General features: G+C 72.7%; 11 protein-coding genes. 2 read left to right on the top strand and 9 right to left on the bottom strand.

Annotated features, from left to right (window positions below):
* Positions 1-424 precede the first annotated feature (424 nt).
* Positions 425-835 carry a helix-turn-helix transcriptional regulator gene (locus tag AKJ13_RS08970; RefSeq protein ID WP_050733088.1) on the top strand — a complete coding sequence of 137 codons (411 nt, stop codon included), beginning with the start codon at positions 425-427 and terminating at the stop codon, positions 833-835.
* 91 nt (positions 836-926) lie between these two features.
* Here AKJ13_RS08970 and AKJ13_RS08965 read toward each other — a convergent pair whose 3' ends face one another.
* The 4 genes from AKJ13_RS08965 to AKJ13_RS08950 are packed head-to-tail and all read right to left on the bottom strand — an operon-like array spanning position 927 to position 4,637.
* The gene (locus AKJ13_RS08965; protein WP_050733024.1) at positions 927-2,246 is read right to left on the bottom strand and encodes a cobyrinate a,c-diamide synthase; all 1,320 of its coding nucleotides are present in this window, start codon (positions 2,244-2,246) and stop codon (positions 927-929) included.
* Positions 2,243-3,019 (bottom strand): precorrin-4 C(11)-methyltransferase, encoded by a 777-nt coding sequence (gene cobM / locus AKJ13_RS08960; protein ID WP_050733023.1) that lies wholly within the window; start codon positions 3,017-3,019, stop codon positions 2,243-2,245. Before cobM ends, AKJ13_RS08965 begins: the two co-directional genes overlap by 4 nt.
* Entirely contained in the window at positions 3,016-3,420 is a 405-nt protein-coding gene (locus AKJ13_RS08955) for a cobalamin biosynthesis protein (RefSeq protein WP_244471558.1), read from the bottom strand. The genes cobM and AKJ13_RS08955 overlap by 4 nt, the downstream gene beginning before the upstream one ends.
* Complete coding sequence (locus AKJ13_RS08950; RefSeq protein ID WP_050733021.1) at positions 3,417-4,637, bottom strand: bifunctional cobalt-precorrin-7 (C(5))-methyltransferase/cobalt-precorrin-6B (C(15))-methyltransferase; 1,221 nt, start codon at positions 4,635-4,637, stop codon at positions 3,417-3,419. Before AKJ13_RS08950 ends, AKJ13_RS08955 begins: the two co-directional genes overlap by 4 nt.
* On the opposite strand from AKJ13_RS08950, the gene AKJ13_RS08945 reads away from it, so the two are divergent.
* Positions 4,636-5,433, top strand: a complete 798-nt coding sequence (locus AKJ13_RS08945; protein ID WP_050733020.1) for a cobalt-precorrin-6A reductase — start codon at positions 4,636-4,638, stop codon at positions 5,431-5,433. The genes AKJ13_RS08950 and AKJ13_RS08945 overlap by 2 nt on opposite strands.
* Here AKJ13_RS08945 and cobJ read toward each other — a convergent pair.
* From cobJ to cobN, 5 genes are read right to left on the bottom strand one after another with little or no spacing between them, the layout of a single operon-like run.
* Positions 5,400-6,161: a precorrin-3B C(17)-methyltransferase gene (gene cobJ / locus AKJ13_RS08940; protein WP_050733019.1), complete on the bottom strand. Its 762-nt coding sequence runs from the start codon at positions 6,159-6,161 to the stop codon at positions 5,400-5,402. The genes AKJ13_RS08945 and cobJ overlap by 34 nt on opposite strands.
* Entirely contained in the window at positions 6,158-6,937 is a 780-nt protein-coding gene (locus AKJ13_RS08935; RefSeq protein WP_050733018.1) for a precorrin-2 C(20)-methyltransferase, read from the bottom strand. The genes cobJ and AKJ13_RS08935 overlap by 4 nt, the downstream gene beginning before the upstream one ends.
* Entirely contained in the window at positions 6,937-7,617 is a 681-nt protein-coding gene (locus tag AKJ13_RS08930) for a precorrin-8X methylmutase (protein WP_050733017.1), read from the bottom strand. The genes AKJ13_RS08935 and AKJ13_RS08930 overlap by 1 nt, the downstream gene beginning before the upstream one ends.
* Positions 7,614-9,044 (bottom strand): precorrin-3B synthase, encoded by a 1,431-nt coding sequence (gene cobG, locus AKJ13_RS08925; RefSeq protein ID WP_050733016.1) that lies wholly within the window; start codon positions 9,042-9,044, stop codon positions 7,614-7,616. The genes AKJ13_RS08930 and cobG overlap by 4 nt, the downstream gene beginning before the upstream one ends.
* The gene (cobN, locus tag AKJ13_RS08920; protein WP_050733015.1) at positions 9,041-12,517 is read right to left on the bottom strand and encodes a cobaltochelatase subunit CobN; all 3,477 of its coding nucleotides are present in this window, start codon (positions 12,515-12,517) and stop codon (positions 9,041-9,043) included. Before cobN ends, cobG begins: the two co-directional genes overlap by 4 nt.
* Between the last annotated feature and the right edge of the window lie 56 nt (positions 12,518-12,573).

The raw sequence follows: 12,573 nt of genomic DNA, 5'->3' as shown, positions 1-12,573 counted from the left end.
CGGCGACGCGGCGCGCGCCAAGGACTGCGCAGTCTTAACCCGTCGACATTTCAGCAACAATGTTTCGAAGATACGTCAGGTTAAACCACAAGATGTGGTCTTAGACTTGCGGAGCTTAACATCTTGGTGTCCAATTGCGGTACGGTTCGTATTGTGGCGCAGTCGGGGTATCGACCGACTGCTATAGGGCTCGTCGCTGACGCGGAATCTTATTCCGCGTTCGATAGCCGGGGGCAATAAGGGCCTAGAGACGCGGCCATTTGCAATGCAGTCGGCTGCTGCTCTAGCGTGTGACACAACACGTTAGGTATAGGCGCGATATGAGATTGAGGGTGTGACGGTGAAGCGGCGCGATGGCGAGGCCAGAACACCGGATCCGCAAGGGGACGTTGTTCAGAGTGTGGACAAGGACACGAACGGTCAGATGATGCCGAAACAGACCACGGACGTGGACCGTCTGGTCGGTATCCGCATCACCGCGTTGCGGAAGGCGCGAGGTCTCAGCCAGACGGCGCTCGGCAACGCCGTCGGCGTGACGTTCCAGCAGGTTCAGAAATACGAGAAGGGCCAGAACCGGGTCGGGGCTGGCCGGCTGCGCGAGATCGCGCGCCTGCTCGAGGTGCCGGTTTCCGCCTTCTTCGAGGAGAGCGAGCCGCGCGAGAACGCCCAGGAGGACGTGTTCGGCTTCCTCAGCGCCCACGGGGCGATCGAACTGCTGCGCGCTTATGCGCAGATCGAGGACGAGCAGATGCGCCGGGATGTCCTGGCGCTCGTGCGCAGCGCCGCCCGCCTCGCGCAGGCCCGCACGGCGCTGCCTGCAGCGGATCCCGCCTGAACGGCATTCCTTGTCAGACTGGTAACGCGTCTCTTGGTCCGGCCGACCGTGGGTTGTTCCGACGTATTCCGGATGCCGGTCGAGCCGAGGACTACCCCTCGTCCGCCGCGATGAGGTGGAAGAAGCTCCCACCCACCGACCCGACCCGGTGGCCGGCGAGGCCATGGTCCGTCCCCTCCGCGTCGGTAACGCGGGCCAAAGCGTTCGCCTCCGCAGCGGCGGGCGACAATTCGCTGGCATAGTGGAATTCGTGACCCACGACTCGCGCCCCGCGCCGGCCCAGCGGGCCGTCGCTGCAGAGCCGCGCGACGCGGTAGCCGAGATGCAGCTTGCGCTTCCGGTACGACGTGGCGACCGGCAGCAATCCCGCCATGGCGTGGGTGGTGCCGTCCGCATCCTCCAGCGTCTGACCGAGGACCATGTAGCCGCCGCACTCGCCATGGACCGGGCGCGTTGCCGCGAAGGCGCGCAGGCCGTCGAGGAAACGACTGGCGGCGGCGAGCTGGCCTGCATGCAGCTCGGGGTAGCCGCCCGGCAGCCAGCAGGCGTCGCAGGAATCCGGCGGCGCCTCGTCCAGGAGCGGCGAGAATGGCACGATCTCGGCTCCGGCCAGGCGCCATCCGGTCTCGAGATGCGGATAGAGGAAGCTGAACCCCGCATCCCGGGCGATTGCGACGCGCTGCCCGGGCGGGCGCGGCAGCACGCCGGCCGATGCGGGGGCCCCGCCGGCCGCGCAGGCGATCACGGCGTCGAGGTCGATGCCGGCCTCGGCGAGGTCGGCCAGGTGGTCCAGGCGTGCCTCGAGGTCAGCGGTCTCCCCGGCCTGGACGAGGCCGAGATGGCGCTCGGGTAGGACCGACGCGGCGTCGCGCATCAGCACGCCGAGGACCGGCAGCCCGACGCGCTCCATGCCGGCCTCCACTAGACGGCGGTGACGGGCGCTCGCGACCTTGTTGAGGATCACTCCGGCGATCCGGATCCGCGGATCGTAGACCTTGCAGCCCAGCGCCACCGCGGCGGCCGATTGTGCCGCGCCGGAGACGTCGACCACCAGCACCACCGGCCAGCCGTAGCGGGCGGCGATGTCGGCATTCGCGCCGGTGCGGCTTTCCGCCGCCCGGACGCCGTCGAACAGACCCATCGAGCCCTCGGCGATGACGATGTCGGCCTGCGCCGCCGTCTCGCCGGCCAGCGCGTCGAGGAGGCCGGGCGCCATGGCGAAGCTGTCGAGATTGAAGCTCGGCTGGCCGGTGGCTGCCCGGTGGAAGGCCGGATCGATGTAGTCCGGCCCGCATTTCGCGCCGCGGACGCGCAGGCCCCGCCGCCTCAACGCCCGCATCAGCGCCAGCGTGACGGTGGTCTTGCCGGAGCTCGAGCGCGGCGCGGCGACCAGAAGGCCGGGGGCGCTCAAACGGCGCTCCCCACAGTGCCGCCCGGCCGGTAGCGCCGGTCGTAATCGGGGGCGTAGAGCGCGCTCTCGCGGAAATCTGCGGCACCGAGGGCCGGCCCGACGAGGATCAGGGCGGTGCGTTCGAGCCCGGCCTCGGCGACGAGGGCCGGCAACCCGGCGAGGTCGCCGATCAGCGCCCGCTCGTCCGGCCAGGAGGCGCGGAACACCGCGGCTGCCGGGCAGGCGGCGCCGTAGAACGGGATCAGCTCGGCCGCGACTGTCTCGACCACGTGGATCGAGAGGTGGATCGCCAGCGTCGCGCCGGTGGCCGCGAAGGCCGCCAGGGTCTCCCGCTCGGGCATCGCGCTCGCCCGGCCGGAGGTACGGGTCAGCACGACGGATTGCGACACGCCCGGCGCGGTCAGCTCCCGGCGCAGCATCGCGGCGGCCGCCGCGAAGGCCGGTACACCCGGCGTCACCGTGTAGGCGATGCCGAGCCGGTCGAGCCGGCGCATCTGCTCGGCCAGCGCGCTCCAGATCGACAGGTCGCCCGAATGCAACCGCGCGACGTCCTGCCCTCGCGCATCCGCAGCCGCGATCTCCGCCATGATCGCGTCGAGGTCGAGGGGCGCTGTGTCGATGATGTGCGCGCCCGGCGGGCACCAGCCGAGGATCTCGGGCGCGACCAGGGATCCGGCATAGAGGCAAACCGGACAGGCCGCGATGCGGTCGCGGCCGCGCACCGTGATGAGGTCGGCAGCGCCGGGGCCGGCGCCGATGAAGTGGACGGTCATGGGTGCCGAGCGGTGTCGTGCGGGATCGCGAGGGCGCAGGTGGCGCCGCCGCTGGCGATGCGGGGGAGGGCGAGCCGGCTCTCGGGACCCGCCGCCGCCAGGGCCGCCGCCTCGGCCAGCGAGCCGACCCCACGCAGGCGCTCGATCCGGGCGGAGCGCGTGACCACGCGGGCGTCGCAGGCTTCCAGGGCCGGTCCCTCGACCGGGCAGGGCCACAGGCCGAATGCCGCGGCCGCTTGGCAGATGGAGGGGTCCGCTGCCCGGTCGGCAGCCGTCGCGACGGCGGCGAGATCGGTACGGCCGGCGCCGATAGTGCCGAGGGCACGGGCGATGAGCGCGGCGATCTCCTCGGCGCCCGTGCCGCGACGGAACCCGATCCCGGCGACGATCCGGTCGCTCATGGCTTGGTCCACGTCCATTGAGTGACCGGCATCGCCGGCCGCCAGCCGTGCAGGCTGCCCACCGGGCTCGCCCGATCGACCGAGAACCGGCGCAGGCTGCCGCCGTGCTCGGCGAAGGCCGCGAGCAGCGCGGCTTCGCCCTGGAGCGTCACCGCGTTGGCGACGCAGCGCCCGCCCGGCTTCAAGGCCGCGAGCGAGGCGGCCAGAATGCCCGGCTCGGAGACGCCGCCGCCGATGAAGATCGCATCCGGCGCATCCAGGCCGGCGAGTGCGTCCGGAGCCGCTCCGGTCACCACCGCCAAGTCCGGAACCCCCAGCGATTGCGCGTTCCGGAGGATCCGCTCGGCCCGCTCGGGGCGCGCCTCAATGGCGGTGGCTCGCAGGCTCGGGTGGCGCAGCATCCACTCGATGGCGATGGAGCCCGCGCCGGCCCCGACATCCCAGAGGTGCTGATCCGGATGCGGGCGGAGCGCCGCGAGCGTCAGCGCCCGGATCTCGGCCTTGGTGAGCTGCCCGTCATTCTCGAACCGGTCGTCGTCGAGGCCCGGCGCCAGCGGCAGCGCGCGTCCTCCACCTGCGACCGCGATCGCCACGGTGTTGAGCGGGTCGATCGCCGCGGGGTCGAAAGCTTCAGCCTGCGCCGTACGGATCCGCTCGCGCGGTCCGCCCATCGCTTCGAGGACCGTGATGGTCGAGGCGCCGAAGCCCCGCGCGGTGAGTACGTCCGCTAGGGCCGCCGGCGTCGTGCCGTCCCAGGACAGGACGAGGAGGCGCGCGCCCGGCTGGATATGCGGGACGATCCGGGCGAGCGCCCGGCCGTGCAGGGTGACGAGGCCGCACTCGGCCATGGGCCAGCCCAGTCGCGCGCAGGCGAGGCTGAAGGCCGAGGGTTGCGGGAAGGCCCGGATCTCGGCGGGCGGCACCAGTCGGGCGATCTCGGCGCCGATGCCGTAATGGAACGGGTCGCCGGTGGCGAGGATGCAGGTCGGCTGGCCGCGCCGGGCCAGGATCTCCGGGTAGGCCTCGTGGATCGGGCTGGGCCAGGGCCGCGTTTCGGCGTCGAGGGGCTTGGCCAGGGCGAAATGGCGCCGGCCGCCGTAGACGACCCGCGCGGCATCGAGCGCGGCGGCAGCCGCGGGCGCGAGCCCGGCCCGTCCATCCTCGCCGATGCCGACGATCGACAACCACGGGCCGCTCGACAGGGGCTCAGCGCTCATGGACAAGGCCCCGATGAGCGGCGGCGCGATGCGAATCCTGATCCTCGGCGGCACCGGCGAGGCGAGCGCCCTGGCGCGGGCCTTGGCCGGTCGGAATGAATGCGCTGTGACGCTGTCGCTGGCCGGGCGCACCGCCGCGCCGGCGCCTGAGCCGGTGCCGACGCGAATTGGCGGGTTCGGCGGTGCCAAGGGTCTCGCCGATTATCTGCACAGCGAGCGTATCGATCGCCTGATCGATGCGACGCATCCCTTCGCGGCGACCATCTCGGGCAATGCCGCCCGCGCCGCGGAGGCCGTTGGCGTGACGCTGCTCGCGATCCGCCGGCCGGTCTGGTGCCGCGCGCCGGGCGATCTCTGGACCGAGGTGGATGGCATGGAAGGAGCGGTCGCCGCTCTCGGGCCGGCGCCCCGGCGCGTGTTCCTGACCATCGGCCGCCAGGAAGCCGGCGCCTTCGCGGCGGCGCCGCACCACACCTATCTGGCGCGCACGGTCGAGCCGCTGGGCGGGGTGCTGCCGGTTCCACATCTCACCGCCCTCGAGGCGCGTGGTCCGTTCGACGCCGAAGCCGAGGCGGATTTGATGCGCGCCACCGGCACCGAGATCCTGGTCAGCAAGAATTCCGGCGGGGCGGCGACCTACGGCAAGATCGCGGCGGCTCGCGCCCTCGCGATCCCCGTCATCATGGTGCGCCGGCCCAGAAAACCCGACGTGCCGAGCGTCCCCGATGCCGCTGGCGCGCTGCGCTGGCTCGATGCCGGCGCTCATGCCGGCCCCGCGACTTTGCGCGACGTGTAGACGAAGGGCAGGCCATCGGTCCGCGGGATCAGCCGCGTGGTCGAGGCGCCGAGGATCACCATCGTGGCCATGTCGGCCGGCACGTCGCGCGCCTCGGCGAGGGTCGAGACGCGGATCGCCTCGTCCGGCCGGCTGATCGCCCGGGCGAACATCACCGGCGTCTCCGGCGCCCGGATCCCGGCGGCGAGTTCGAGGGCCGCGCCGAGCTGCCAGGGCCGCGCGGTGGAGATCGGATTGTAGAGCGCGATGACGAGATCGGCGCGCAGCACCGCTTCCAGCCGAGCGGTCACCACGGGCCAGGGTTTCAGGTTGTCCGAGAGCGACAGGGCGCAGAAATCCCCGCCGAGCGGCGCACCGAGCCGGGCCGCGGCGGCCAGCATCGCGGTGATGCCCGGCTCGACCGTGATGGCGAGGTCCCGCCAGGCGGGTTCGCCGTGCTCCACCGCCTCGAACACCGCCGAGGCCATGGCGAACACGCCGGGATCGCCCCCCGACACCACCGCCACGCGTCGGCCGGCGGCGGCGAGCTGCAGAGCATGCCGGGCACGGTCGACCTCCACGCGGTTGTCGCTGGCATGCCGGATCAGGCCTGGACGCTCGGGGACGCGGGCCACGTAAGGAAAATACCCGACCAAATCGTCCGCGGCGTCGAGGGCCCGGCGTGCGGATTCGGTCAGCAACCCGGCATCCCCGGGGCCGAGGCCGACCACCGTGAGGCTGCCAGTCACGGCCGCCGCCCCTCGCCAGGCAGGAGAACCATGGAGAAATAGGGCGCGTCGTCATCCGCCTTGTCGGCGAGCATCACCACGCGCTCGCCCGCCATGGTGCCGCGCTCGACATAGACCGCCCGGTCGATGAGCCCGGCGGCGGTGAGCGCCGCCCGGACCTTCGGCAGGTGACGGCCGAGCTTCATCAGCACGGCGGCGTCGGTGCCGCGCAGGCGTTCGGTGAGCGCGTCGAGCGGCAGCGTCGCCGGCAGGACCGTGAGGATATCGTCGCCCCACGTGATCGGCGTGCCGGCCCGGGTCCAGCAGCCGGACATGCCGGTCACGCCCGGGACCACCTCTACGGGGAAGCGGTCCTTGAGGCGCCGCCACAGATGCATGAACGAGCCGTAGAAGAACGGGTCGCCCTCCGACAGGATCGCGACGTCGCGGCCCGCGCCGAGATGGTCGGCGAGCTGTCCGGCCGCGTCGTCATAGAAGGACGCAAGGGCCGCAACGTAATCCGGGTGCTCCGGATGGATCTCGGTCGTGTAGGGATAGGCCAGCGGCATCTCGCGGGCCGGGTCGCGCAGGATCGCGTCCGCGATGGTGCGGGCGTTGCCGCGCCGGCCGCGCTTGCAGAAATGCACCAGCACAGGTGCGCGCATCAGGATGCGCTGCGCTTTTACGGTGAGCAGCTCGGGATCGCCCGGGCCCATGCCGACCCCATAAAGGGTGCCGGTCACGGCAACCGCGGGAATCTCCTCGATGGGTGCCTCGACGCGCTCGAACCCGTCCATCACTCAACCTCGCTGGCCAGCGCGTTGACCGCTGCGGCGGTCATGGCGCTGCCGCCGCGGCGGCCGTGGACGACGACGAAGGGTACGCGGCCGTCCCGGGCCAGCGCGTCCTTGGACTCGGCGGCGCCGACGAAGCCGACCGGGATGCCGATCACCGCGGCCGGGGGCGGCACGCCGGAATCGAGCAGTTCCAGCAGACGGAACAGCGCCGTCGGGGCGTTGCCCACCGCCACGATGCTGCCCGGAAGGTGCTCGCGCCATAGCTCCATGGCGGCGGCCGAGCGCGTGGTGCCGAGGCTCTTGGCGAGATCCGGCACCCGCGGATCGCCGAGGGTGCAGACGACGGGATTGTTGGCAGGCAGCCGCGTTCGGGTGACGCCGTCGGCGACCATCCGGACATCGCACAGGATCGGGGCCCCGGCCTGGAGCGCCGCGACACCGGCCTCGGCGAAGCCGTCCGACATTTCCACGTCGGCGGGGAGATCGGTCATGCCGCAGGCATGGATCATCCGGACGACCACGCGCTCGGCCGCGCCCGACCAGCGCGCGAGGTCGGCCTCGGCCCGGATCATCGCGAAGGAACGCGCGTAGATCGCGGCGCCGTCGCGGATATACTCGTAGCGAGAGGTGGCCTCCGGCTCCGAACCTGCCTGGCGCAGGGCATTCTGGCTCGCGCTCATGCCGGTCTCCTGGTCCTCCCAATCTCGGTCCTGGCGCGATCCGGCGCGAAAGCGGCGGCGAGCCCGATTGTCTCGGCCCTTCCTAACCGCTCCAGCACCGCCTCGATAGGGAGATGCATCGCCGGCTCATCGCCAGGCGCGCCGCCGATTACGGCGCCGTAAAGGCCATCCCGGCCGACGAGGGTGAGGTCCGCCGGGCCCGGCCGGGCGCAGCCCTTGGCGCAGCCGGAGACGTGGGCCGCGCTCCCGCCCACGGCGAACGGCCGGAACGCCTCCGCGACACTGGCAGCGTCCGAAAGTGTCGGCGTCGATCCGGAGGCGCAGGCGGGCGCACCGGTGCAGGCGGCGACGCTGCGCCGCGGATCGTCGGGTGCGACGATGAAGTCATCGGCCAGAGCCGCCGGATCCACCTGAGGCGCTGCCGGGAGCAGCAGCACGAAGCCGCGGGCCGGGGACAGACGGATCTCCTCCGCGCCGAGGCGGGCGGCGAGATCCACGAGGCGATCGAGGGCATCCGCCGTGCAGCGGCCGAACGGCGCATCGACGGTGAGCACTATCTGACTCGCCGCCAGCGGCGCGATGCCGGCCGGTGGAGAGAAAGGCGCAACGTCCGGAGTGACGCCACCGTGCCCCCTCTCCCATGCGGAAGAGGGGTGGGGTGAGGGGGGCGCGCTTTCCGGAGAGGTCGCATCACTCACCTTATCCCTCTCCCGCACGGGAGAGGGGACCCGCGCCTGCAACTCTTCGCGCACGGCATCCGCCAATGTGCTGAACGCATCGGACGACAGATCGCGCATCCGCCGCAAGCCGCTTCTGGCAAAGGCCTCCAGCACCGCCGCTGTCGCGGCCGGCGCCTCGTCCTCGGCACAGGTGGCCAGATCGTGAAAACCCCGCTCCGCGGCGACCGCGATCCCGAAACCGCCGGAGGCGCGGGAGAAGACGCAGGCATCGGCATCCGGCATCTGCGCACCCGGGCGGCCTTCGACCACCACCAGCGTCTTGGCCGGCAGACCCGGCACCGCGAGCCCCGCCGCCTCGATCGCGCGGGCAAGGGCCGGGACGTCGAACGTCTCAGCGGGATCGTGGCCGGCCAGGGGGCTGGTGAGCGTCAGGCGCTGCGGGCCACCGTCCGCGCGCGTGTCGCCGAGGCCGGCGGCCTCCAGCAGGCGGGCGAGCGGCGCGCGCGTCGCCTCCGAGACGCCCCGGATCTGAAGGTTGGCGCGGGCGGTGAGGTCAAGATGGCCGTTGCCGAAGCGACGCGCGCCCTCGGCCACCGCGCGGGCCTGCGGCAGGGTCAGGATCCCCAGCGGCGGATGCACCCGGGCGAGCAGGCCGTCCCCAGTAGGCATCGGCCGGCTGAGACCGGGGCACCAGCCCCGGCGCGCCGGCGCCGCGGGAAGAACGCGGCGATGGGCGGCGACGCTCATTCGGCGGCCTCCGGCATCAGCGCGTCAGCTGGCAGCGCGTTGCGCCGGCTGTGCCACAGGCCGCGGTCGCGGGCCTCGTCGAACCGCTCCAGGATCGCCCGGGTCGCTGCTGGGTTCGCCGCGCGCAGCCGGTCGAATACGTCGGGATCGGCGATCCAGGCGGCGTAGAGCCGGTCGAAGCCGGCATCGGTCACGGCATCGCTCGCGGCGGCGAGGACGAACACGGCGTCGAGACCCTGGGCCAGTTCTTGCGCGCCGCGGTATCCGTGGCGAAGCTGGGCGGTGATCCAGCGCGGATCGGCCAGGCGCGCGCGGATCAGCCGGGCGGCATCCTCCCGGGCGGTGCGGGTCTTAGGACGCTCGGGAACCGAGACGTCCAGGCTGTAGAGGGCGGGGCTGACGCCCTGGAGGGTCGCCGCGGCCGCGAAGCCGCCCATGGCATCCACCGCGGCGTCGCCGTCGAACAGGTCGCGCTCGGCCACGTCGAAGGCGTGCAGATAGGCATCCGCCGCCGCGACCCGGGTGCCGAAGTCTGCATCCGGTCCCTCGCGGTCGCCATAGGCATGGCCGCTCGCGGCGAGATAGGCCCGGCCGAGATCGGCCCGGTCGTCCCAGGCGCCGCCGAGGGCGGTGGCGGCCGTGCCGGCGCCGTAGCGGCCGGGCGCCGCGCCGTAGACCCGGGCGATGTCCTCGCCGCGGCGCCGAGCGGCGGCCAGGGGATTTTCGGCATCCTCCTCGTCCCGCTCGGCCACGGCGCGGGCGGCGCGATCCATTAGGGCGAGCGTATCCGGGAAAGTGTCGCGGAACGCGCCCGAGATGCGGACGGTCACGTCGATGCGCGGCCGGTCGAGCATGGCGAGCGGCAATACCTCGAAACCGGTGACCCGGGTGCTGGCATGGTCCCAGACCGGCCGCACGCCCATCAGCGCCAAGGCGTGGGCCACATCCTCGCCGCCGGTGCGCAGGGTCGGGGAGGCCCAGAGATCCATGACGATCCGGGCCGGGTACTCGCCCTCATCCTGCAGGTAGCGGGTCACCACCGAGGCGGCGGCCCGCTCACCCAGCAGCGCAGCGGCGCGGCTCGGGATCGCCCGCGGGTCGAGGGTCGCGAGATTGCGCCCGGTGGGCAGCACGTCGGTCCGGCCGCGCGACGGCGAGCCGGCGGGGCCCGGCGGCACGAAGCGGCCGTCGAGCGCGGCGAGCAGGCCCGCCCGCTCGCCCGCGGCGCTCGCGACGACGGCGTCCAGCGCACCGTCGCGGGCGCGTCCGAAGACGTGCAGGCCGTCGCGGAAGGTGGTCTCGCCGAGGTCGCAGAGATGGGCGTCGAGCCGGGTCAGCGCCTCCTCCATCGGTGTGTCCGGGCCAATGCCGGCGCCGTCGAGCAGCCCGGCGGCGTCCGCATCCTCCAGGATCGCGCGTGCGATCAGGCCGGCCCGGCGCGGATCGAGCACGCTGGCGGCCGAATACTCCTCCACCAGCTCGCGCAGGCGCGCGGCCTCCGGCGGCAGGGCGTGGAGGGTCGTGTCGGGGGTGAGGTGCCCGAGCGCGATCCCGCCCAGGCGGCGCTTGAGCGGCGCGGCCTCGCCCGGGTCATCGACGATGAACGGGTAGATTACCGGCAGCCCGCCGACGCAGAGCGCCGGGACGCAGTAAGGGGACAGGGCCACCGCTTTGCCGGGGAGCCACTCGGTGGTGCCGTGCGTGCCGAGCTGCACCAGCGCGTCGAAACGCCGGCGCAGGCCGAGGTGAAAGGCCAGGTAGGCGTGGGTCGGGACGCGATCCGGGTCGTGATAGCCGGCCTTGCGGTCGGAATCGCGGCCGCGGTCGGGCTGGAGGAAGAGGGCGATTTCTCCGCACGCTCCCGCGTCCGCTTCGGCATCCCTACCTTGGCCTGGGGAAGATGAGACATGTCCTCTCTCTCGTGCGGGAGTGGGGACCGGCCCTCCATCCGGCACCGGCTGGATGTGGCCGTCCGCATGAAGGCGCTGGTGCGCGGCACACGATGCAACCATCCGAAACCGGAACAGACCGTCGCGACATATCGGGTCGTCAGCTGGCTCGCCCCAGGCAGTTGCCAGGGCGTCACGCGACGCCGCGGGCAATCCGGAAAGCCAAGCAGCATAATCCGCCAGCGGGACCGTGAAGTCCGCCGCGCCCTCGGTGAGCGCCTGCATCAGCGCGGCCGGCTCCAGCGGCTCGCCGGTCGCGTAACCCGCCACGGCAAGATCGGACAGGATCGCGCGGGCGCTCTCGGGGGTGTCGAGGCCGACCGCGAAGCCAGCCCGGCCGCCCCGGGCCGGATAATCGGACAGGACGACGGCCACCCGCCGCTCGGCCCGGGGGAGGGCGGCGAGGCGCAGCCAGCCCGCCGCGCGCTCGGCCAGGGCTTCGATGCCGGCGGGATAGGAGACGGCCCGGCGCTCGGCGAAGCCGGCGACTTCCGGGGCCTCCTCCTTGAACGAGATCGGAAAGCCGGAAAGCCGGCCATCGAATTCCGGCAGTGCGACCTGCATGGCGAGGTCGGCGGCGCCGAGACCCCGGGCCGAGCCCTCCCAGGCCGCCCGGGGGGCGCCGACCGTGAAGGCCTGGAGCACCGGGCAATCGGCGCCGTCGAGGACGAAATCGATCCCGTCCTCCCGTGCCGAGAAGGCGGTGGCGGCGATGACGAGATCCGGCTTGCGGGCACGCACGGCCTCGGCGACCGCCCGGGCGGCCACCGGCTCCTTGAGGCTTGAAACCGCCATCGGCAGGACGCCGATGCCGCGGGCGCGCAGGGACGCGGCCAGGGCGACGAACGGCGCGGTATCGCCACCGAGCACCGCGGAGCGGTAGACCAGAAGCAGGGCGAGCGGGGTCGCGGTCACACGCGGGTCCGAGAGCGGCACCGCCGTCTCGGCCGCCTCGATCGCCGTATCCAGCGCGAGCACGCCGCAACCGGGACACCAGGGGAAGCCCCGTGGCAGCGGCTGCGGCGGCTCGATGGCACCGCCCGCGCCGATCCGGGCGGCGAGCAGGCGCAGCATCCGCCGCAGATTCTCCGGGCCGCCGGCACGAAAATACGCGTCGAGCTGCTGCGCGAAATCCGGATCGGTGGAGAAGCCGGCCAGCCGCGGGTCCGGCCGGTCGTCGCCTGCTAGCACCGCCAGCACGACGCCGTGCGCCCGTGCCGCGGCGGCGCAGCTTTCGATCCCGTAGCGCCAGTAATCCAGGCCGCCGAGGCAGCGGATCACCACGAGCTTCGCCCGCGACACCACGCGCTCGACATAGAGATCGACCGACATCGGATGCCGGAGCTTGGCGAGCTTGGCGAGCCGCAGGCTCGGCAGACCCGGCTCGGCGGCCTGGGCCTGCCCGATCCCGGCGAGGTCGCTGTCGGTGAACGATAGCACGACGAGGTCCCCGGGCTCCTGCCCGAGATCCACGGCCGCCTCGCCGTCATCGAGGGAGACGGTATCGATGCGAACGAGATGCATGGCGCGCCTCCTAGGCCGCGCCGAAATGGGCGCGCGCGCAGCGTCTCGGCGAGGGA

Origin of the sequence: Methylobacterium sp. ARG-1, assembly GCF_001262595.1 — a bacterium.
GTDB lineage: Bacteria > Pseudomonadota > Alphaproteobacteria > Rhizobiales > Beijerinckiaceae > Methylobacterium > Methylobacterium brachiatum.
This window is presented reverse-complemented; position numbering and strand designations above follow the sequence as displayed.